Annotated in this window: 19 protein-coding genes, 1 tRNA gene and 1 pseudogene; 17 read left to right on the top strand and 4 right to left on the bottom strand. The window is 60.3% G+C overall.

The features are described 5' to 3' along the window. Window positions 1-119: 119 nt before the first annotated feature. Window positions 120-1,019 carry an N-formylglutamate amidohydrolase gene (locus VFG26_RS13300; RefSeq protein WP_325026034.1) on the bottom strand — a complete coding sequence of 300 codons (900 nt, stop codon included), beginning with the start codon at window positions 1,017-1,019 and terminating at the stop codon, window positions 120-122. Between the two features lie 290 nt (window positions 1,020-1,309). Between VFG26_RS13300 and cpdR the strand changes: the two genes are divergently transcribed. After that, on the top strand, window positions 1,310-1,696 hold the full coding sequence (gene cpdR / locus VFG26_RS13295; RefSeq protein WP_325026032.1) for a cell cycle two-component system response regulator CpdR: 387 nt from the start codon (window positions 1,310-1,312) through the stop codon (window positions 1,694-1,696). Window positions 1,697-1,782: 86 nt separating this feature from the next. Next, window positions 1,783-1,857, top strand: a tRNA-Val gene (locus VFG26_RS13290). Between the two features lie 249 nt (window positions 1,858-2,106). Here VFG26_RS13290 and VFG26_RS13285 read toward each other — a convergent pair. Beyond that, window positions 2,107-2,463 (bottom strand): hypothetical protein, encoded by a 357-nt coding sequence (locus VFG26_RS13285; RefSeq protein WP_325026029.1) that lies wholly within the window; start codon window positions 2,461-2,463, stop codon window positions 2,107-2,109. A 79-nt stretch (window positions 2,464-2,542) separates the two neighbouring features. Between VFG26_RS13285 and VFG26_RS17640 the strand changes: the two are divergent. The 4 genes and pseudogenes from VFG26_RS17640 to VFG26_RS13270 form a co-directional block, all read left to right on the top strand. Then, a pseudogene (locus tag VFG26_RS17640) lies at window positions 2,543-2,701 on the top strand (N,N-dimethylformamidase beta subunit family domain-containing protein); the annotation flags it as partial. A gap of 298 nt (window positions 2,702-2,999) precedes the next feature. Beyond that, window positions 3,000-3,884, top strand: a complete 885-nt coding sequence (locus tag VFG26_RS13280; RefSeq protein WP_325026027.1) for an AraC family transcriptional regulator — start codon at window positions 3,000-3,002, stop codon at window positions 3,882-3,884. A 336-nt stretch (window positions 3,885-4,220) separates the two neighbouring features. Then, window positions 4,221-5,420, top strand: coding sequence for a hypothetical protein (locus VFG26_RS13275; protein WP_325026026.1), 1,200 nt, complete (start codon window positions 4,221-4,223; stop codon window positions 5,418-5,420). A 515-nt stretch (window positions 5,421-5,935) separates the two neighbouring features. Then, entirely contained in the window at window positions 5,936-6,427 is a 492-nt protein-coding gene (locus VFG26_RS13270; RefSeq protein WP_325026024.1) for an A24 family peptidase, read from the top strand. 17 nt (window positions 6,428-6,444) lie between these two features. Here VFG26_RS13270 and gspD read toward each other — a convergent pair whose 3' ends face one another. Then, a complete protein-coding gene (gspD, locus tag VFG26_RS13265) occupies window positions 6,445-8,649 on the bottom strand; it encodes a type II secretion system secretin GspD (protein WP_325026021.1) in 2,205 nt (734 codons plus the stop codon). A gap of 536 nt (window positions 8,650-9,185) precedes the next feature. Between gspD and VFG26_RS13260 the strand changes: the two genes are divergently transcribed. From VFG26_RS13260 to VFG26_RS13215, 10 genes are all read left to right on the top strand, one after another. After that, a complete protein-coding gene (locus VFG26_RS13260; protein WP_325026019.1) occupies window positions 9,186-10,859 on the top strand; it encodes a GspE/PulE family protein in 1,674 nt (557 codons plus the stop codon). 102 nt (window positions 10,860-10,961) lie between these two features. After that, the gene (locus tag VFG26_RS13255) at window positions 10,962-12,179 is read left to right on the top strand and encodes a type II secretion system F family protein (protein ID WP_325026018.1); all 1,218 of its coding nucleotides are present in this window, start codon (window positions 10,962-10,964) and stop codon (window positions 12,177-12,179) included. 25 nt (window positions 12,180-12,204) lie between these two features. Further along, window positions 12,205-12,675: a type II secretion system major pseudopilin GspG gene (gene gspG / locus VFG26_RS13250; protein WP_325026016.1), complete on the top strand. Its 471-nt coding sequence runs from the start codon at window positions 12,205-12,207 to the stop codon at window positions 12,673-12,675. Beyond that, on the top strand, window positions 12,656-13,132 hold the full coding sequence (locus VFG26_RS13245) for a GspH/FimT family pseudopilin (RefSeq protein WP_325026014.1): 477 nt from the start codon (window positions 12,656-12,658) through the stop codon (window positions 13,130-13,132). The genes gspG and VFG26_RS13245 overlap by 20 nt, the downstream gene beginning before the upstream one ends. Beyond that, window positions 13,077-13,505, top strand: coding sequence for a type IV pilus modification PilV family protein (locus VFG26_RS13240; RefSeq protein WP_325026012.1), 429 nt, complete (start codon window positions 13,077-13,079; stop codon window positions 13,503-13,505). The genes VFG26_RS13245 and VFG26_RS13240 overlap by 56 nt, the downstream gene beginning before the upstream one ends. Then, window positions 13,502-14,260: a prepilin-type N-terminal cleavage/methylation domain-containing protein gene (locus VFG26_RS13235; RefSeq protein ID WP_325026010.1), complete on the top strand. Its 759-nt coding sequence runs from the start codon at window positions 13,502-13,504 to the stop codon at window positions 14,258-14,260. The genes VFG26_RS13240 and VFG26_RS13235 overlap by 4 nt, the downstream gene beginning before the upstream one ends. 218 nt (window positions 14,261-14,478) lie before the next feature. After that, window positions 14,479-15,198 (top strand): hypothetical protein, encoded by a 720-nt coding sequence (locus tag VFG26_RS13230; protein ID WP_325026008.1) that lies wholly within the window; start codon window positions 14,479-14,481, stop codon window positions 15,196-15,198. A gap of 2 nt (window positions 15,199-15,200) precedes the next feature. Then, window positions 15,201-16,280: a PilN domain-containing protein gene (locus VFG26_RS13225; protein WP_325026006.1), complete on the top strand. Its 1,080-nt coding sequence runs from the start codon at window positions 15,201-15,203 to the stop codon at window positions 16,278-16,280. A gap of 2 nt (window positions 16,281-16,282) precedes the next feature. Continuing rightward, window positions 16,283-16,855: a type II secretion system protein GspM gene (gene gspM / locus VFG26_RS13220; RefSeq protein WP_325026121.1), complete on the top strand. Its 573-nt coding sequence runs from the start codon at window positions 16,283-16,285 to the stop codon at window positions 16,853-16,855. Beyond that, on the top strand, window positions 16,855-17,412 hold the full coding sequence (locus VFG26_RS13215) for a hypothetical protein (RefSeq protein WP_325026004.1): 558 nt from the start codon (window positions 16,855-16,857) through the stop codon (window positions 17,410-17,412). Before gspM ends, VFG26_RS13215 begins: the two co-directional genes overlap by 1 nt. Before the next feature lie 32 nt (window positions 17,413-17,444). Here the strand turns inward: VFG26_RS13215 and VFG26_RS13210 are convergent, their stop codons facing one another. Further along, the gene (locus VFG26_RS13210; RefSeq protein WP_325026003.1) at window positions 17,445-17,885 is read right to left on the bottom strand and encodes a hypothetical protein; all 441 of its coding nucleotides are present in this window, start codon (window positions 17,883-17,885) and stop codon (window positions 17,445-17,447) included. A 1,015-nt stretch (window positions 17,886-18,900) separates the two neighbouring features. Between VFG26_RS13210 and VFG26_RS13205 the strand changes: the two genes are divergently transcribed. Next, the gene (locus VFG26_RS13205) at window positions 18,901-20,052 is read left to right on the top strand and encodes a helix-turn-helix domain-containing protein (RefSeq protein WP_325026001.1); all 1,152 of its coding nucleotides are present in this window, start codon (window positions 18,901-18,903) and stop codon (window positions 20,050-20,052) included. Window positions 20,053-20,096: the final 44 nt, after the last annotated feature.

Here is a 20,096-nt window from a genome sequence, read left to right as displayed (position 1 = left end):
CGCAGCCCTCCTTGGGCGTTTCCTCCCTAGACTTGGGCCGTTCGTGAAAAATTCGGACGGCCCTTTTTCTTTTTAAAATCAGCTATTTGGTTTGTTGCTCTGAGTGCGCGTGCCGCGCTTCACTCGGCGGCCGCGCGATGGTCTAGCAGAGCCGGAACTTCCCGGAAAAGATTCGTTACGATCTCGATTAACGCATCGGCAAGACGCGAGTAGCCTGCCGTCTCCTGGAACGTCAGCTCGTTGATGTAGAGACCGCGGTTGATCTCGATCTGGATGGCATGCGTGCCGCGAGAGGGTCGGCCGTGGTGCTCGGTGATGTAGCCGCCAGCGTATGGCCGGTTCAGCTGCACCTTGAAGCCCTGGCGCTGAAATTCGTCGCGAACCAGCAAGGTCAGGCGAGGATCCGCCGAGGCTCCGAATCGATCGCCGAGGACGATGTCCGGCCGCTGCGCGCCGCCAGGCGCCATCGCGGTGGAGGGCATCGAGTGGCAGTCGATGAGCACAGCGTAGCCGAAGCTTTCGCGCGTTGCGGCGACTAGTCTCGACAACTCGGCATGGAACGGGAAATAGAGCTGCTCGATGCGCGCGAGCACGCTGTCGAGGCTCAAGCGGTCAGGATAGATCTCTTCGCCGTCGGCAACGATGCGCGCGACTGTACCCAAGCCGCCGGCGACGCGGATCGACTGGGTGTTGGCGTGGGCCGGCAAGGGCTCGCCAACGAGTTCGGGATCGAGCTCGTAGGGCTCGCGATTGAGATCGAGATAGGCGCGCGGGAAGCGGGCGCTGATGATCGGGGCTCCGAGCCCCGCCACGGGCCGGAACAGGTGATCTACGAAGCAATCTTCTGAGCGCCGCAGTGTCTTGGGATCGAGCCGCGACATCGCGAGGAACTCGGGAGGGTAGAGCCTACCCGAATGTGGCGACGAGAATACGAAGGGCGCTGTTTGGACACGCGGCGCCAGCACGTCGAAAGACGGGAAGAAGGCCCTCGGCACTTCGTGGGATCTATCGTCGGGCATGTTCAGCAGTGTCTCGTTCAGATCCCGGCCGCAATTTCAAACTCATCGCCCGGTACATTGCCAATGCAGCGCTTGTAAGTCCATGGAAGACTTAGCGCCGCGTCGTTTGCATGTAGCTTGTGGAGCGCCGCTTTCATCTCACCGGGGCACTTCGGCGCGGGTGATGCTCTCCTGCAGCGGTTCGCCTGCATTTCCACAGTTTTATGGTCCGTTTACCAAAGTCGGGCCAAGTTTGCATTAGATGAGATATCGAGTAGTTCTCGTCCAACCTTCCGCACATCAGAGTAGTCATGACAGCCAAGCCCTCCAGCCTGCCGATCCGCCGTATCCTGCTTGCCGAAGATGACGACTCCATGCGCGGCTTCCTCGTCAAGGCGCTCGAAAAAGCGAACTACGACGTCGTCGCCTTCGAGAACGGTGAGGACGCGTACGAGCGGCTCAAGACCGAGCCCTTCACGCTGCTTCTGACCGACATCGTCATGCCGAAGATGGACGGCATCGAACTCGCCCGCCGGGCCAGCGAGATCGACCCCGATCTCAAAATCATGTTCATCACCGGATTCGCGGCCGTCGTTCTCAACAGCGAGAACCAGCCGCCCAAGGATGCCCGCGTCCTGTCGAAGCCCTTCCACCTCAAGGATTTGGTGCGCGAGGTCGACCGTCTTCTGGCGGTCTGAAAATTTAAATTCGCGATCCGGCCGATTTGCCGCGATCCAGGGCTTGACCAAGGTACACGTAACCTTCTAGAAGCTCGCTTCCTTCCGGGCACTTAGCTCAGCGGTAGAGCACTACCTTGACATGGTAGGGGTCAGAGGTTCGATCCCTCTAGTGCCCACCATCCCCAAACTCAACAAACACCGCATGTTGGTGGGGGTGGTGCAGACCGGAAGACGGCGCTACCTAAGCGCTCTAAAAGTTTCCCCAAACTTTTAACCTGCCTGCTCCTCGAGCGACTTCTTTTGGTTTGCAGCCCGATCTTCTGCGCTCTCGCGGCCCTGAGCACTGATTCTGGCTCGTGGCCGATATACACCCCTATCGTGGTGTCGAGCTTCTTGTGACCCCAGGAGCTTCTAAATTCTCGTGCGGGTCAATTCTCAGGGCCGAGGGGTGCGACGCTAGCGTGTGCCGCAGCGCGTGGGCGCCCCATGTACTCGCCGACGATGCCCGCGCGCCGGAAGGTGGCACCGATCGCGTTCTTGGGGTCCTGGACCATCTTGCCCTTCCATTCGATGACGTAGGGGCGGTCGCGGTCGCGGTACTCGTAGGCTTCGGCCAGGGCTTCATCGATCGTCTCATTCATGTCGACCATCGCGCGGCCCTTGATGTGACTGGTGCCGAGGATCGACTGCTTTTCGCTGCGATTGAAGTCGATGGTCCCCTGGCGGAAGTCGACGCGATCCCAGGTCAACTCCAAGATCGCCTCTTTGCGCGCTGCCGTGCTCATGGCGATGATGAGGAAGATGCGGACATGATAGGGCGCTTGCTTAAGGAGGCGAGGTTGTCGACCTGCGCCACGCTCCGCCTTTGTCGTCCTTGTCAGTTCTCCGGCGCAGAACCTCCTCGATCCGGATCGTCAGGGCACCGCGAGCATGGCGACGTTTGCGACGACTTCGGAGGGGCAGGTCTTCGCAACCGGCAGCATTCAATGGTGTCGGGGTCTCGACGACTTCAATGCGCCTTGACTTCGCACATCGCAATTGAGCGATGCCGCCGCCCAGATCACGCACAACGTCCTCGCGCGCTTTGGCGCACCGCGCCATCCGAACTAAAATTTTGCTGTCGGCCGGCGGCGCCCGGTTGACCGAGCGGTCCCGACAGAGGGGACGCGCCGAAAATTGGCGTGCTCAGCCGGAGCACTGTGCGCTGAGCGCACACGGCCATGTCGAATGCGGTGCGCTCCGCGCGCAGACCGCGCCTCACAAACAAAGTTAAGTTGGGCTCGCCGAGGACATCCTCGACTTGGTCTGTTTAGAGGTGTGCATGGACACGTCTCGCATTCAGTTGCTCGTTAAAGGGCGGCAAGTCCCTTTTTTCGCCGCCCCCAATCTGAGCAGCGCCCAGCACCCCTGGGCTGGTTATCTGCTGGAAGAGTCGAACTGCCAGAGCGAAGCCATAACGCGCGGATGCTTCCTCAAGACGACGCTGTTCCTTTGTACTGGCGGCCAAGGCATTGCGCACCGTAGGCATCGCGGGTCTTGGGAGCGAAATCGTATTCAGCCCGGATCTGTATTTATCGTCCGCAGCGATACCGAGATCCAGGCCGCCTGGACAACCAATTCCTGGCCGACATTGCTGGTGCAGCTTGACAACGCCATGTTCCAGCACATTGCGCCCGAGGAAGTAAAAGCCGTCGAGGCGTCGCTGGTGTCCGCGCTCACGACAAGCGATCAGCGGCTCGCTGCGCTGATGTTAGCGATGCGCGACGAGGTTCGAGATGGTTGCATCTCGGGTAGGCTGTATGCAGAATCTATCTGCCTTGCGTTGCTCGCATATTTGGCTGGCCATTACGCTACGCCGCGGCCTCCGGGGAACAGCGACAAAGGACTGTCACGGGCTCAAAGGCGGAAGCTCGTCGACTTCATCCGGGCGAACCTGATGAGCAATATCTCGGTCGCAGAACTCGCTGACGTGACCCAGATGAGCCCGGCTCATTTCTCGCGTGTGTTCCGTGCTTCGCTTGGTGTCACGCCCTACCGGTTCGTCATGCAGAAGCGCATCGAAGGCGCGAGGGCCATGCTGGCAAATACGGAGCTGAACGCCAGCCAAGTCGCAATGGCGTTCGGCTTTTCAAGCCAAAGTCACTTCGTGAAGGTCTTTCGCCAATTCACTGGTGTCACACCCAAGCAGTTCAAGGCGAGCCTCTAGGCGCCGTAAGCGCCTGAAGCCGGAAGCGATAGGCCCCCATCCAAATTGATGTCGGCGGCAGCCGAGTGTCGTTTCTCGGCCCTTCTCGGCTGAGCACGGGGATACTCATAATGCGTGGCGCGCAAATGTTCTTACGGGGCTCGAGCTCGCGTCGCTCGCTCTGAAGTTCCGCAACGCAGCGCTGAAAATTCATCCGGCTTGAGCAGGATCGTGCTCGAATGAGCAGGATCATTGTAGTTCGTCCCCGCAGTTTGCCTACAGATCGTCACGACGTTCCAATCGTCAAGGTGTCGTCCTTCTCGACAAACAACAATCTATAACTCAGGGGATGAAACGATGAACCACTTACGAGTTTGTAGTTCAATATCCGGGCTCTTGCTCGCCATGACGCTGAGTGGCGGCGTGTTAGCTCACGACGACGATCGCCCTTCCAAGAAGCCGATCACGCTCGACAGGACGGGCGGATTTATTATCGGCGGATATCACAAAACCATCCCGTCAACGAACCCCAGCGTACCTACCAATCCCAACCGCACTCTCTCTTGCGACCACGGGTACGTCGAATATTTTATCCCGTCGGAGCCACGCAAGACGAGCATCGTTCTGTGGCACAGCTCCAGCGCGCAGGTCTGGCAGAACCGCTGGGACGGCGGCGAAGGCTACAAGGATAAGATGCTCCGCGCCGACTATCCCACCTTCATCTGGGACGGCCCGCGAGTTGGGCGCGCAAACTGGGCCTGCGAGAACGTCAACTATGTGCCCAGCAACCGTGACCAGGGCAATTTCACGGCCTGGAAATTTGGCCCGACGATTCCCGTCGGCCAAGTCCCAACCAAGGCCGAGTTCTATCCCGGCACGCAGTTCCCAGCTAACAGCCCCAAGCTCGAGGAGTACTGGTGGAATGCCACCGGCGCTCGTTATGATGAGTTCGACAATGCCTACAACATCGAGCTCGAGACTGATGCTTCTGCGATAGCCGCAGACTCTGGCCGACTGGGCAACCAGATCGTCTACCTGACGAACTCCGCCGGCGGACTTCGTGCCGCAAAGACGGTGGCGAAGACCACGAAGAACAATGTCGCCGGTATCGTCACCTATGAAAGCATCGGTTACCTCTTTCCGATCGGCGATCCGGAAAGTCCCACGCTCTGCACGGCTCTCACGCCGGCGTGCGCTTTCGGACCGCTTGGCGTTCCGCTCGAAGACTTCAAGAAGCTTGCCAAGCTCAAGAAGATCCAGTTCGTTTGGGGCGACAACCGTCCGGAAACTGAGCAGCAGGTCATCCTGTCTCGCCTCAGCGCCAAGCTGATCAACAAATACGGCGGCAATGCCGAAGTTCTCAAGCTTGGGGACCCCGTATCGGCCGGTGGCGCCGGCCTCAAGGGAAGCACGCACATTCCGTTCGCGGACATGGACAATGACAAGGTCGCTGAGCTGCTCTTCAAGCTGCTCAAGAAGAACAAGCTCGACAGCTACGTGAAGAAGGGCGATTTCGGTTGGGAAGACGCCTGGAACGACCACGACCACCATCATTGATGATGCGGAGCGTCCCCGTCCAAACCGGGCGGGGACGTCTTCTGCCGGATTGGCGACTACCCCCGCACTCCCAGAAGCGCTGCTCGGTCACGTCATTGACCACGGGCGACAACGGCACCGATGTCACCAGGCCTGCCGCATTACATGCGGTAGGCCCGCTCACGGGCTTCGCGTTGCGGCAGCAGTCTCCCATCCGCGCCCCATGATCGTGATCCAACGGGCGGACCAACTATGCTGGTTTTGAACATGCTAAGATGGGCAGGTCGCCCGATGTAAGTTTGCGCGCAGATTGTTCCTCTCGGAGCAGGGGCAACTGTCAGCCGGTCCGGACAGATGCGAACAATGTTTGCCTTGAGGGGAAGGCCAGCCGCAAGTACATCCTTCACTTGGTTGCGGTGGGACAGCTGAGGGCGCTCACCGCTCTCGCATGGCGACCGGACGGGAAGGCAACAACTATGGTGTCTACGGCTCAGCGATGGGCGCTGCCGGCTGCCTTAGGCATCGCGGTGGGGCTAGTGTCATGGCTTACGCTGGACCCTCTCGACGCGCTGGTGTCGACGTTCCTAGGGATGGTGATGATTGCGATCGCCTGGATAGACGCAGAACGCTTCATTATCCCCGATGTTCTGTCGCTTCCTGCCATCCCCGTCGGCCTCGCATACGCGTGGGCAACGGACGAGGCGCCACCAGCAGGTCTTCTCGAGCACCTGGTTGCGATGATCGTGGGCGGCCTTTCCCTCTACCTGATCAGGGAGGCGTACTTTCACTACCGCGCGCGCGAAGGGCTCGGCCTCGGTGACGTAAAGTTGGCCCTAGCCGCAGGTGCCTGGGCCGGTTTGTCGGGTCTCGGACCCCTGTTGCTCTTGGCGAGTGTACTCGCGCTGTGCTGGGTGGTGGTCATCAACGCGCGGAGGCCAGGCGCGCTCCAGGGAGCGACTCCGATAGCGTTTGGTGTCTTCCTTGCACCGGCAGTTTGGTTTGTCTGGTTTGCCGGAAAGGTGTGTTAGACGGGCCCCGCCAAAGCCTATTTGACCGACATTGCGCTCGATTTGACGTCGCCGTCCCACATTCCAGGGGCGTCCCACGCCGCCGGGCGCGGCGCCAACGACTGCATGCTGGCCCGAACTTCTTCTGTAACGCGGCTTGCATCGGCAGGATCGCGTATCACCGTCGGTTGCAGGAATACGACAAGCTCTGTTCGCGTCTTGCTGACGTCGGTGGCACCACCGATGACGTCGCCAACATAGGGAATTTTTCCGAAGAACGGGATGCTGTTCTTCTGGCGGTCGTTCTGTTCGCTGATAAGACCACCCAGCACCACCAGTTGCCCGCTGGAGACTGCAATTGTGCTGCTGATACGCCGCTGTGAGATGGTGGGAGTGAGTGTCTCGCCGCTGCTGGTGCGAGATACCGCGCTGATCTCCTGCTGTATCTCCATCGTTACGATCCCGTTTGTGTTGATCCGAGGAGTGACCTTCAAGATAACGCCCGTGTTTTTGAATTGGATCTCGTTGACGACCGGAGAGTCCGGATTAATGACGCTCTGCGCTTGCCGAGTGGTGATAGGTACTTCATCGCCCACCTGCAGGATCGCAGGCTGATTATGCACGACGACAACGGAAGGCGATGAAACGACGCGCACTGCGGTTTGCGTCGCCAATGCATCGAGGATGACTTTGGGCTGAACGAGCGAGCCTATGATGAAGTTGAGGCCGGGAACCGCGGGTCCGATGTCAATATCCAGGCTGTTGGTGAAGCCGACCGCGCCCGCCTGCCCGCCGTTCTTTTGCAGGAAGAACTGTACGCCGTACTTGAGGTTATCATTAAGAACGACTTCGGCGAGCGTTGCATTGATTGCAACCTGGAGCGGCGGCTGGTCAACGCGACGCAGAATGTTGAGAATGCGACGCAGGTTCCTTCCCGAAGCCTTTATGAGGAGCTTGTTGTTGCGCTCGTCGGGGACAATGCGGACCTGTTCGGACCCACCGGCGGCGCCAGCAGCAAGCGATGATCCGTTGGAGCCGTTTGCCGTGATGCCCGCTGGCTCCGACGCCGGGTTTGCTGGGTCGCTGGCCGATGATGATGAAGAAGACGACGCCGTCTGCAACGCCGAGGGCGGTGATGAGGAGGAGGATAGACCGCTTTCGCCCGCGCCATCTCCTAAACTCCCGCCTCCGCCTCCTGACATGGTCGAGCTCGACATGCGTGACACCGCGGAAGTCGGCGCCACCTCCGCCTCTTCAGCGCCGCGTCCCGACCCGCCGTTGAACGCCGCCATGATGAGCGCCGCGAGATCCTTGGCGCGGCCGTTCTCGACGCGATAGACGTAAAAATTGTCTCCTTCGGCTCCCCCGCGGTCGAGCCTACCGACCCAAGTCTCTATCTTTTCCAGCATATCGCTGTTGGTGGTCAAAGCCAGAATAGCGTTCAGCCGGTTGATCGCCTGGAAGCGAACGACACCCTTCCCTTGTTTCTCTTCTTGGAAGACATTCTGCAGTTCCTTGATGACCTCATCAGGCGCAGAGTTCTTCAGCGTGTAGATGCCGGCCGATTGACCCCGCATCCAATCGACGTCGAACATACTGGCCATGTCGAGCGCGGCATTACGATGCTCATCGGTGCCTCGCACAATAAGGAGGTTGTTATAGACACTGGCCCGCGCGGGATCCTGGTTCGACAGTGAGGACAGCATGCGCGTCATGGTCTCGGCGGAGATGTAACGGAGAGGCACGACGGCGACGCCGTACCCCGCTCCGATCTCCTTACGTTCGCCATTGTAGTCGATGGCGAGGTTCACCCGCTGGCGCGCCTCTGCCTCCGGGACAATGCGATAAAGATTGGGATCGACGACCAGCGCCGCGCGATGCATGGCGAGCACGCTTTCAAGCAGTGCTATCAGCTCCGTGCGTGACACGGGCACGCCGGTAGAGATGGTTACGCGGCCTTGCACGCGCGGGTCAAACACATATGTCTTGCCCAGCGTGTCCTTGAGGATGACCTTTGCCAGCTCGGAGAGCTCGGCATCGGCGAAATTCAGCTCGTAGCCGTTATCGCTCGCGACCATTCCTTTCGACGGCAGGGCACGTTTGCGGCGCGCCGCCAGCATTTCGTCTGTACCGGGATAATTTTCTGCTCCCGCACCGGGCCGACTGGCGCTCGAATACTCGATTTGCGGGCCCTTGGCGGCAACCGGCGGCGGCTTGAGGTCGGCGTTGGAAAGCTGGGCCATCAGGTCGGGAGGATTGAGCTCGTTAGCGCTTTGCAGAGACGAGCACGCGGCAACGAGGGCCGAACATATACTTGCCAATACACTGGCATTCCAACGCATCATACGCACACGCTACTTGTTGTTTAGGACCCGCAAAGTGCTTCGGCGCGCTATTCGCCCACGCTGATTCCTTTACGTGACTATTTTTATGTCGTGTTGAACTTTGCTGTGCGGCCCCCGCCGTTTCGCTAGGCGTCTCGCAGGTGCCCGCCCCCCTCCGCTCGCTGAACAACATTGTAGGCAACTGGAGCCGACCGAATTGTGGCCGTGGCGGTGCGAAGTTCAGCATGGTTAAACGCCAATGGGCACGGAGAGAACTCGTCTGGGATGTGAGTGAACTAGCGGCGCGCAGATGCACGATATGCGTGAGCAAACATCATTTACAGGCCACTTTTTTTATCGCTTTCTAGGTCGGCAAGGAGGCTTGCCTTGCGCAATTGCGGCGTAATTGAATCTGAAAATGTAGCCAACCGAAATTGGAACGAGAATTTGGTCAGATGGATGCGACCTTCCAGGATTTTCTCGTCAGCCGGGACCTCATCTCGGCAGCGGATCGAGACAAGGCCGAGAGGTTTCGTAAGGAGACCGGCAGTTCCATCCACGCCGCGCTGCGTAAATCCACCTCGCTTGCTTCGCAGGCGCTGATCCGCGCCGCTAGCGATTTCTATGGTGTGCCAATGGTCGATGACGATCATTGGTTAAGGAACCCCGCCGCTAACGCACGGCTGTCGGGGGCCTTCCTGCGCGAGAACAAGGTCTTTCCGATCGGCGAGACCGAGGAGGGCATTCTCCTGGCGATGGAGGATCCCTCGGATGACTACGCCCTCAAGGCCGTGCGGCTTGCTTTACAGCGCCCGATCATTCCTCGTGTCGCCTCGGGAGACGACATACAGGCCGCCATCGAGCGCTCGGCGCGAAACCGCGAGGAGCCGAGCGTCTGGCAAGATACAAAGGCCGAGGTAGCGAGCGACGATCTCGAGCACCTGCGTGACATGGCGCTGGGCGCTCCGGTCGTGCGGTTCGTCAATCAGCTGATCCAGGACGCCGTCCATTCCCGGGCGACCGACATACATGTAGAGCCTTTCGACGGGCGGCTCGCCGTGCGTCTGAGGATCGATGGAATGCTGCGCGAGGTCGCCTCGCCCCCCGCGCAAATGGCCAAACCCATCATTTCACGCATCAAAATCCTCTCGGGGCTCAACATAGCCGAGCGGCGACTGCCTCAGGACGGGCGCGCCCGCATTCGCGTCAACGAGAGGCGCCTCGACCTGCGCATCGCGACCATGCCGACGATCTACGGCGAGGCGGTCGCGATACGCCTTCTCGACAACGTGCGACGGGTCCTCGACTTCGCCAAGCTCGGGTTCCAGCCGCGCGACGAGCAGGTTATTCGGAGCAATCTTGAGTCTCCCTATGGGCTAATGCTGGTCACTGGCCCGACCGGCAGCGGCAAGACGACGACGCTGGCCACCTCTATGGCGTTGCTTAATCAGGCCCATCGCAAGGTTCTTTCGATCGAGGACCCGATTGAGTACGAGCTCGATGGCGTCAACCAGACCCAGGCCAAGCCGGCTATCGGCCTATCGTTCGCCAATGCATTGCGATCGTTTCTCCGCCATGATCCCGATGTGATGATGGTCGGCGAGATGCGCGATGGGGAAACCGCCAGCATCGGCATTCACGCGGCACTGACGGGCCATCTCGTGCTGTCGACGTTGCACACCAATACAGCGGCAGGTGCCATCCCCCGTCTCTTGGACATGGGCATCGACGCCTTTTTGCTTGCCTCCTCGCTGCGTTGCGTCATCGCTCAACGCCTAGTGCGCGTGCTGTGCTTGCACTGCAAGCAGCCAGCCCCGCCAGGCACCGATATAAGTGACTTCACGAGGCGCCGGTATGGCTTGGCCGCGGGCGAACCGATGCAGTTGTGGCGCGCCGTCGGTTGCAGTCGCTGCGCCGGCACCGGCTATAATGACCGCATCGTGATCTCGGAAGTGTTGAATGTGGATGAGGAGGTGAGGGAACTCATCCAGCCTAACGCCCGGCCGTCGATAATCGAGGAAGCAGCCCGCCGCAAAGGCATGGTCCCTATGGACCTCGACGGGCTGAAGAAATGTCAGGCTGGTCTAACAACAATAGAGGAAGTCCGCCGGGTGGTGCTCGACATCTAAGTGTCGAGAACGCACGAGTGGAACGCTGGGAGGACGAGAATGCAGATGGGGCGGAGCGTTTCATCGCCATTGCGCAGCGGTTGGGGCTGAGGGCGGCATCCAATGCTGTATCGCTATAGCGCCGTAAGCCGCGGCGGCACCATCGTCACCGGTGAAATGGAGGCGATGAGCCGGGCGGTCGTGCTCGACGATCTGCATAAGATGGGGCATCTTCCCGTAGAGATCACTGAGAGTACGCGCGCCCAATCGGCCGCGGTGAATGCCGCTAGCGGACCGTTCAAACGCAATCCGAGCGCCAGGCAGATCACGCTTTTCACGCGCGAGCTGTCCATGCTGCTGAAAGCCGGATTGGCGCTCGATCAGTCGCTCGGCTTCCTGGAGAAGGACGCACGCTCCAAACGTCTGTCGCGTATCATCGGCGATGTCGGCGGACACGTTGGCAGCGGCAAGAGCCTTCATGAGGCGCTTGAGCTGCAAGGCCCGATCTTCCCGCCGCTCTTCGTCAGCATGGTGCGGGTGGCGGAAGCCAGCGGATCGCTGGACACGGTGTTGTCGCGCATTGCCGAGACGCGCGAGAAGACGCAGAAGCTGCAGAGCAAAGCGGTCTCGGAGATGGTCTATCCGTGCATCCTGATCATCATGGCGATCGCAGCCGTGGTCGTGATGCTAACCGTCGTTGTCCCGCGTTTCAAAGACATGGTCATGCATGCCGGGACCGAGGTGCCGGAGCAGGCACGGCTCGTTATCGGCGCCTCCGACTGGCTGCTGGCCAATGGGCAGATGATCGGCATCGGCTTGGCGGCCCTGGTGACGTTTCTCGGCATCGCTTGGAAGCGTGGTGTCGGCCGGGAGCGCATCGAAGATCTGGTGCTGCGTCTCCCGCTGATCGGCAACATGATACGGCTCAATCTCACGATCCGCCTCTGCCGCACGCTTGGCATGCTCCTGGAGAACGGCGTCGAGCTGCCGGCGGCTATGAAGCTGGTGCGCGACGTCATCGGCAACCGGCGTGCGGCGACGGCTCTCGACCGCGCCTATGACGCGCTGCGCAAAGGCAAGAGCTTTCTCGAACCGTTGCAGCAATCACAGCTGTTTCCTGGAGTGGTGATCAACATGCTGCGCGTGGGTGAGGAGACCGGCAGCTTGACCACGTCGCTGTTCCACATGGCTGACATGTTCGAGGAGAAACTCGAAACATCAGTGCAGAGAAGTTTCGCCATTCTGGAGCCGGTAATCATCCTTCTCGTGAGCGTGTTTATAGCCGGGATCATAATCGCGATCCTCGGCGCGGTCATAAGCATGAACGACCTCGCAGTATAGAACCGAGAAAAAAGGGGAGGCAACGATGGGAAGGTCACGAAGAGAAGCGGTTCGCCGTCTAGCCCGGCGCCGGCGCGCGCGTTCGCAACCAGCGGCAGGCTTCACGCTGGTAGAGCTGCTCGTGGTAATGGTCATCCTGGTGCTGCTCGCCAGCCTCGTTGCGCCGCGCGTCATCGGCTATCTCGGTAGCTCGAGGACCAAGACGGCCAAGGTGCAGATCGAGGGACTCAGCACGTCTCTGGAACTCTACAAGCTCGATACCGGGCGCTACCCCGATGAGCGCGACGGCCTCAAGGCGCTGGTAGAGCGGCCAGCCGATGCGAAGAATTGGAACGGGCCCTACCTTAAGAAGGACAAGGTGCCGCCCGATCCGTGGGGCCAGCCGTACCACTATCGTGCTCCCGGGCAGCGCGGCCCGTTCGACATCTATTCGCTCGGCGCGGACAACCGTGAAGGCGGCCAAGGCGAGGATCAAGATGTGGCGAGTTGGCTGTAGCGGCAGGATATCTGGCGCCGAGGCGGGCTTCACGCTCGTCGAGCTGCTCGCGGTGATGAGCATTATGGCGATGCTGTTGGTCGCGGTTGCGAACATTTACCGGGCGCCCTCGCCACGCGCCGAGGTGAAGGCGTCAGCAACACTCATCGCCGCGCGGATGCGCGACCTGCGTGCCTCCGCCATGACGGCCGGCGACGATCGGCGGGCGGTCATCGATGTCGACGGCAGGGCCGTAAGCTTCAGTGATGGGCGTCCGCCCCTGCAGCTGTCTCGCAAGGTGGAACTGACGGTCACGGGCGCGGAAAGCGAAGCGAGTTCGGCCACGGAGGCTGGTGTGCGGTTTTTCCCAAACGGGAGTTCCAGCGGGGGCACGATCAAGATTCAGTCAGAAGGGCAGAAGTATGAGGTTCGCGTCAATTGGCTTACCGGCCGCGTCTCGCTCGCCGAACTCGATTGATCCCGAGGGCGGCTTCACGTTGCTCGAGACGCTGACCGCGCTGGCGATCCTGTCGATTGCGTTGGTCGGCCTGTTCGATGCGCATGCGCTGGGGCTGCGCGGAGCGACTGCCGCCGATCATCATGCCGAGGCGCGCATGCTCGCTCAGAGCCTGATGGCAGACGCCGCCGGTGGCAATCACGAAAGGGTCGTACCGCGGCGCGGTACCGAAGGCCGCTTTGCATGGACCATTGAGGTGCAGCCGGTGAAAGCGGACTGGGGGCAGCTCAAGTCGGAGGCTGGGTGGGAGCTCAATCACGTGCGCGTATCGGTGACTTGGGATGCCAATCGCAGCGTGCAGCTCGACACATTCAAGCTGGGTCACAAACTATGATCACGATCACGGGCTATCGAATGGGGAATTCCCGCGAAAGCGGCTTCACCCTTATCGAGCTGCTGATCAGCATGACCATCCTCGGCGTGATCCTTGCTTTGCTGGGAACCGCTGTTAGGGTTCTCACTTGGAACTCCGAGGCACGCACCGCGCGCATCGATACGCTCGACATGATCTTGCGCGCATCGGACATCCTCCACCGCGACACATCCGGATTGCAACGTGTCATTGCCGCACCGCCGGGCAGGGCGAAGTACGTCTTCGTCGGAACGTCGACGCGGCTCGGCTTTGTTGCGCTCGAGCCGGCCTATCCGACTCCTCCCGGCCCCTACTTCATCGACTATTCGGTAGTGGCGCCTAAAGAAAAGCCCGCCGAACTCGTCCGCGCGCGCGCACTCTACAGCCAGGGCATGAGTGTATTTCCCGGCGCTACGCCGGCCAATCAGGTGCGGCTGATCGAGGGGAACTATCGTTACCAGTTTTCCTACTCGCAGAAGACTGCGGGAGAGCGGCGTTGGCTGCCAGCATGGCCATTTCCAACCCGCCTCCCGGACCTCATCCGCCTGGAAGTTTTCGACGCGACCTCGGGGGCATCAGCCTTCGCGCCGATAGTCGTATCGATATCGGCTAACGCCGAGCTGAACTGTCTCGAGGATGAGTCCAAACTGTGCAGCGCCAAGAATGGGGGGTATTTGACGCCCTCTTCGCAGCCAAAGGATTCTAACGAAGAGTCGAAAGGCGCAGTAAAGCGATGAACGATGGCAGTACAGAGTCAATCGGGCTCCCGATGCCCCGCCGCAGGGAGCGTGGCTTGGCGTTGCTCATCGTGCTTTGGGTCATCATCGCGGCTGCACTTCTCGTTTCCTCATTCTCCGTTACGGTGCGCAGTAGCATCGGTTTCGTCGCATCGGAGGTGAAGCTTTCCGGGCTCGAGGCTCTGCTTGACGGCGGTGTTGAAATCGCAGCAGCGCGCATGATCGATAAGAACTCGAAGCGGCGCTGGCGTCCCAATGGTCGTTCCCACACCGTGCGCTTCGAAGACTTTGAGTTGACCATCAGCATTCGGGACGCCAACGGATTGGTTGACCTCAACAAGGCCGACAAAGATATCCTGCATCACCTCTTGCGTCAGTTCACCGACACCGAGCAGCAGGCGGTCTTTCTACGCGACCGAATTCTGCAGGCCCGCGACGTCGGCAAAGTCAAGCGCGACGGCATGAGGTCCGATGCGCCCTCCCAGCCCGACTCGCCGCGATCGCCGCCCTTCATCGACATCGGGCAGTTGCGCAGCGTCGAGGGGATGACGCCGGAAATCTTCAGGCGGCTACGGCCCTTCGTCACCGTTTATAGCAAGGATGGGCGTATCGGACCCTGGGCCGCGCCTGATGAGGTGCTGATGTCTATTCCGAACATGACGCGTGGCGACATCGGAAGGCTCCGCGATGCGCAGGGATCCCGCAAGGCGATGGAAGCGGCGCTGGGCACGATGTCCGAACGGGTTAGCTCTTTCGTGGCGGATGCTCCGGGGCCGGCCTTCATCGTCGCCGTCGCGGCACGCCGGGCAGGTGAGCCCTTCGCGGCAGGGAAAGTCTACGTGATTGCCACCGGAATCGACACCGAGGCGCCGTACCGGCTGCTCGCTGAGCAACCGTTGGGTTCGGCCGAAGTGAAATTCAACAAAGCCGGTATGTAGCCATGGGCGAAGGCGTCTCAGTCACCTTACGGACTTACTTCGAATGGTGGCTCATGCACGCTGCGCGCGCCCTGACGCCGCGCCGTGACAGCGCGGCGTCGTGGCGGATGCTGGCACGCCAGACCGAGCAGGGATTGGAGGTCTACCGACGCGAGGGTGCTAGCGAGACGCTTGTCGGCGTTTTGAAGAACGAGGCTGGCGGCGACCAGATACGCGGCCTCACACGCTCGCTTGGTGCCAGCGGCGATGAGGCACTCGTGCGGCTGTCGTCGGAGCAGGTGGTCGAACGGGTCATCCAGATACCCGCCGCGGCGAGAGACGTCGTCGGACCCGTGCTGCAGAATCAGATCGAGCGACTGGTGCCGTGGCCGCAGGACGAAACCTGCTACGGCTACCGCGTGATCAGTGACGACAAGGACGCGGGCGATCAGCTCGACATTCAGCTGGTGGCGACGACACGCGGCATTCTCGATGAGGCCCTGCAGCGCGCCCGCAGTATAGGGTTGTCACCTTTTGCGGTCGACTACGCCCCTGGCGGCGCCTCGCCTCCCATCGAGATGATGTCGCTCAAGGCCGATCCGGTGCAGCGGACCGCCAAAATATTGCAACGTTCGCTGGCCTTCGGACTTGCCGTGAGCGTTGTCGTCAGCGCCTCCGGCCTTTATCTGATGTGGTGCCGCTATGGTGAGAACGACGATATCGTCAGCAAACTCGAAGCCGCCAAGTCGCGCGTCGCCGAGGTCAAGCGTCTCAATGAAGAGAATTCGCAGCTACGCCAGCAGCGCGAGCGGCTTGTGCGCCGAAAAATCAACGAACCACCTGTCATTGTGCTGATCGATGCCGTGAGCCGCGCGCTGCCCGATACGGCCTATCTAACGGAGATCGAGATCCACGGCAGCGACGCGCGCATCGTCGGCAAATCGGATGACCCGACGGCGCTCATCACCAAGCTGGAAAGTACGCCCGAACTTGCCGACGTCCGCTTCGCGGCGCCGACGACGCGCGAGCCGGGCGAGACAATCGGCACCTTCTCCATCATCGCCCGGGCGGAGGGCGCTCCCAAAGAGGTGAAGCAGCCGTGAAGATGCAGTCTGGCTCAGCATCCGTATTATCGATCGCCATCCTGATCGCAGCCGTGGCGTTCATGCTTTTGGCGGCAGTAATGCCGTATCGGCACCTCGGTGAGGTTGAGCAGACCCTCGAGCAGAATCAGCAGGAGTTGCTCGGACTGCGCAATCAGATCTCGCAAGAGGGTGAGCTGCGCAAGGAGAACATGTCCCTTGCCGCGGTAGACGAAAGCGCCAGCCGTCTTCTGCTTGAAGGGGAGACCATCGGTATCGCCGGAGCCAATCTGCAGAAGCTGCTGAGCGGTCTCGTGGCCGAGCACGGTGGTGCCGCGTCGAGCATCCAGATCCTTCCACCCAAGGATGACGGCAATCTCGTCCGCATCTCGATGAGCCTTTCAATAAGCGTCAATATCGATGGGCTGCGCGATATTTTGCACGCGTTGGAGACGGGAGCTCCGCTGCTCTTCATTGACGACTTGGCGGTGCGCTCCGATATGGACAGCTTCGCTGCAGCCGATGTGCATTTTATGGGACCGCTCGACGTGACGCTGCAAGTCAGCGGCTACGCGAGTGGACATGAGGGCTCGTAATGCTGCTGAAGTATCGCCCTTACCTCATGATCCTTGTCGTCGTCGCGCTTGCCGGTCTCGTCTGGCTGGACAACCAGCCCGAGCCAGCGCCGGCTGGAAAAACCACTGCCGTCGCTGAAGCCAATCCTTCTGACGGTTCGATTGCAGTCACAGATGGCCAATCGTCCGATATCGGGGAGGTAGAGCAGGGCGAACCATCGCCTAATCCAGCCAACGGGCTTGCGCTGGCCAATCCGCTATCATCACTCACTAAGGAGGAGGTCGATGACTGGGTGGCTCGCCCACTGTTCGCGCCTAGCCGCGAGCGTCCTCCCGAAAAGTCCGGCATTTCCAACTCTCAGGCAACGCCAGCGCAGGTCGCAAGCTTTGAGCTTCTCGGAATCATGCGCGAGGGGGCGCACGCCTTGGCCCTGCTGCGCAACAAAGTCGATGGAGCAAGCCTCCGCGTTGAAATCGGAGATGTTGTTGGCGGCTGGCGCATTGCAAGAATCGAACGGGCGGCGGTTGTCCTTGAGCGCGGAGAGGGGCTCGCGCAAACGCTACCTCTGCAACGCTAGCAAACTCCATCGGCTCGGCGGCGGGTTGGTGTCTATTCGCCCCCGGCACCGTCGGCCGCCTTATCGGCCGCTGGTGAGCCGGCAGGCAGCGACTTCGCCCCGACGGATGCATTGAGGATCATGACCTTGGCGACACCGCTCGGGGACTTCGAGGAGCGTACGATGACATGGTTGCGGTTGCGCAAGAGTCTGCCGAGCACTTTGTAAAGGTCGCCCGTCAACGTGATGGTCTGCGTCTCGGCACGATTAATCAGCTGTAAACCTTCGACCTCGAGCCCATATTTGCTGCTGAGCGCCTCCAGCACGGAGGCGACGTCCGCGTTCTCCGCCGTAACCGTAACGCTCTGGCGCGGGTCATCCCCGGTGATCGCTACGTCCGCGACGGCGGCCGTCGCCGGTGCCAGCAGCGCGAGCGCGAGCGCGAAGCGTGGCAGGTTCCAGAATGTCATCGCGAGGCCGAACCGCGGTCGCATCGTTCTAGTAACAACCTGCGCGGAGCATGCAGTCAGTATAGCGATAGTTGTCCGATCCGAACCGCTCGAAGGACCACTCTTCAAAGCCGCCTCCAAGGATGAATATGCATCGCCGGTGCTCGCGCAGGCAGCGGGGGTAGTTCTGGCAAATGCCGGCATGGCTATGCATGCGATACACGCCAGCGACTGGGTCCCACCCAAGTGTCTTGCGGCAATGGAAGCCGTGAACTTTCTCGACCAGGCTCCGGGCAGCGCTTGGGGTCGAACCAGTAACCTTGAACGGCCCGGACACTGCACGGCCGGTGCCGGGCACGAGGTAGATACCAGCGCACAGACAAAACGCGAGCGCGAAACTCAGCAACCTTCGCACCAACTCCCCCCATCAATCTCTTTGGCCAAAGCAACTCCACTGGGCCAGAGATCGTCCCTATTAATTGTGCACGCAATTACGCGAATTCGCAAATACTCGGCTTATCAATTCCTTGAGATACGAAAAGTCGGAGTTTTCATTAAGCGGGTTAATTCCGATATGCTCATTAGCATGTTTTCAAACTCATTAATCGTCCCATTAGGGCACAGGGGGAGTGGAGCAGCCGGGTGACCGAGGGTTGCCGATGCGACGGTTCAGTCTTCGGGGCGGAAAAACTAACCAGCCAATGCTGCATCCCGTGATCAAAGCTCCCGCTGAGGTGGTGAGTGACAGTCCTGCTACTGTGAGTTGTTTCTTGAGGCTCAATTATCGTGATTGAAATACATCGTGAACGCCGGAGCCTCCAAAAGCTAATGGTTCGGCTTTTTTGACGCCTTAAATATTGGTATATTTGGAGTGGAATTGGCGGTGAAGACGGCCTTCCAATAAATGGCAAGCCCCAATATCAAAAAGCGAATAAAGGGGCGGTGACAAAAAAGGTATAGGGGAGGTTTGGTCATGCTTGGGATAGGCGGGCTGACCTTTGAGCAACTCGTGGCGTGGCCACCGGTCGAACGAATGCGCTCCGCGGCCGGGGGCTCATAAATGAACAAAAATTTGGTGGTCGCGGCTCCTGCCGCAGCGGCTGGGATGCTGCTGCTCGGGGTGCCGGAGGTGTGGGCAAATGCGGATTTGCAGCTGCCGTCTGCCTCGAGCCTGGCCGGAGATACGGCGGCGCTGCTCGTGGACGAGTTGGTCAGCAGCATCGGTAGGTCGTGCGTGTACGTGGCCGCCACGATCGGCGCCAGCTTTAGAATATGGGATACCCAATACATCCCCTCCAGCAAGATCTTTGCGTTCTATCGCGACGCCTTGAGCAAAGTTTACATGCATTGGTCACCGGAATTTCCCCGCGGCGAGGAGTTCCAAGCGCGAGTCGAAACAGGATTCGTCGAGAATGGATCGATTACGCGTCATCGCTGCACTCCGCACGTGACGTCGCGAACGTCCGCCGACATTGCCAAGTCTACGGGCGAGGCAACTTATCTCGTCATGATGTTGTCGGGTGGGGCGGAATGGGTGCAGGGAGGGCGATCGACGCTGACGACCCAGGGGGACATCGTCGTCATAGACGCTGTACAGCCTGCAAAGATCATCATGGCACCATCGCCGTTTGATGCGATAGTCATCACGATACCCAAAAGCGACTTCGATCAGGCGTGCCGGGAAAGTGATGGTCTCGTCAATTCCTTACTGCAGCGCGACAGGACGCCCCTTCGCAAGTGCATGCATCTTATTGCCGATCGGATGATCTCCGCGTCGCCAGAGGAACTCTGCTCGCTTTATAATGCCAGCGTTTCACTGTTGCCGCTGGAAGCGGGTTGTTTCGAGATAGAGGAAAGGAAGGACAGCGGCGAGAAGCAGCACTACCTGCTGCGCGCAATACTAGAATACGTTGACCAGAATATTTCAGGTGGGGACCTATCACCGAAGAGCGTCGCCGAGAAGTTCGGTATATCCACCCGCTACGTGCACAAGCTCTTTATCGCCTCGGGCGTCACGTTCTGCTCGTACACCACGGCGCGCCGGCTGGACTACATCGTCAGGGACCTCCTGTCGCCGGCGTGTCGGCATCAACCCATTTCGTCTCTTGCCTTCAGATGGGGCTTCAACGACTTGTCGAGTTTCAATCGCGCTTTCCGCGGCCGCTACGGTTGCACGCCCAGCCAGTTCCGCATGCGGGCCGACGCCGGCTAGTTACGGCGCGCGTCGCAGGTCTGCAAATTTCGAGGCGTATGCTG

The sequence above is a fragment of the Hyphomicrobium sp. genome, assembly GCF_035687085.1.
Lineage (GTDB): Bacteria > Pseudomonadota > Alphaproteobacteria > Rhizobiales > Hyphomicrobiaceae > Hyphomicrobium_B.
Note: the sequence above shows the minus strand (reverse complement) of the source record. Positions and strands in the feature narration are given on the sequence as shown.

Bases quoted from the DNA above. Each gene is read 5' to 3' on its own strand.
- VFG26_RS13300 (WP_325026034.1), bottom strand. From the start codon at position 1,019: ATGCCCGACGATAGATCCCACGAAGTGCCGAGGGCCTTCTTCCCGTCT.
- cpdR (WP_325026032.1), top strand. From the start codon at position 1,310: ATGACAGCCAAGCCCTCCAGCCTGCCGATCCGCCGTATCCTGCTTGCC.
- VFG26_RS13285 (WP_325026029.1), bottom strand. From the start codon at position 2,463: ATGAGCACGGCAGCGCGCAAAGAGGCGATCTTGGAGTTGACCTGGGAT.
- VFG26_RS13280 (WP_325026027.1), top strand. From the start codon at position 3,000: ATGGACACGTCTCGCATTCAGTTGCTCGTTAAAGGGCGGCAAGTCCCT.
- VFG26_RS13275 (WP_325026026.1), top strand. From the start codon at position 4,221: ATGAACCACTTACGAGTTTGTAGTTCAATATCCGGGCTCTTGCTCGCC.
- gspD (WP_325026021.1), bottom strand. From the start codon at position 8,649: ATGGCCCAGCTTTCCAACGCCGACCTCAAGCCGCCGCCGGTTGCCGCC.
- VFG26_RS13260 (WP_325026019.1), top strand. From the start codon at position 9,186: ATGGATGCGACCTTCCAGGATTTTCTCGTCAGCCGGGACCTCATCTCG.
- VFG26_RS13255 (WP_325026018.1), top strand. From the start codon at position 10,962: ATGCTGTATCGCTATAGCGCCGTAAGCCGCGGCGGCACCATCGTCACC.
- gspG (WP_325026016.1), top strand. From the start codon at position 12,205: ATGGGAAGGTCACGAAGAGAAGCGGTTCGCCGTCTAGCCCGGCGCCGG.
- VFG26_RS13245 (WP_325026014.1), top strand. From the start codon at position 12,656: ATGTGGCGAGTTGGCTGTAGCGGCAGGATATCTGGCGCCGAGGCGGGC.
- VFG26_RS13240 (WP_325026012.1), top strand. From the start codon at position 13,077: ATGAGGTTCGCGTCAATTGGCTTACCGGCCGCGTCTCGCTCGCCGAAC.
- VFG26_RS13235 (WP_325026010.1), top strand. From the start codon at position 13,502: ATGATCACGATCACGGGCTATCGAATGGGGAATTCCCGCGAAAGCGGC.
- VFG26_RS13230 (WP_325026008.1), top strand. From the start codon at position 14,479: ATGATCGATAAGAACTCGAAGCGGCGCTGGCGTCCCAATGGTCGTTCC.
- VFG26_RS13225 (WP_325026006.1), top strand. From the start codon at position 15,201: ATGGGCGAAGGCGTCTCAGTCACCTTACGGACTTACTTCGAATGGTGG.
- gspM (WP_325026121.1), top strand. From the start codon at position 16,283: ATGCAGTCTGGCTCAGCATCCGTATTATCGATCGCCATCCTGATCGCA.
- VFG26_RS13215 (WP_325026004.1), top strand. From the start codon at position 16,855: ATGCTGCTGAAGTATCGCCCTTACCTCATGATCCTTGTCGTCGTCGCG.
- VFG26_RS13210 (WP_325026003.1), bottom strand. From the start codon at position 17,885: ATGCGACCGCGGTTCGGCCTCGCGATGACATTCTGGAACCTGCCACGC.
- VFG26_RS13205 (WP_325026001.1), top strand. From the start codon at position 18,901: ATGAACAAAAATTTGGTGGTCGCGGCTCCTGCCGCAGCGGCTGGGATG.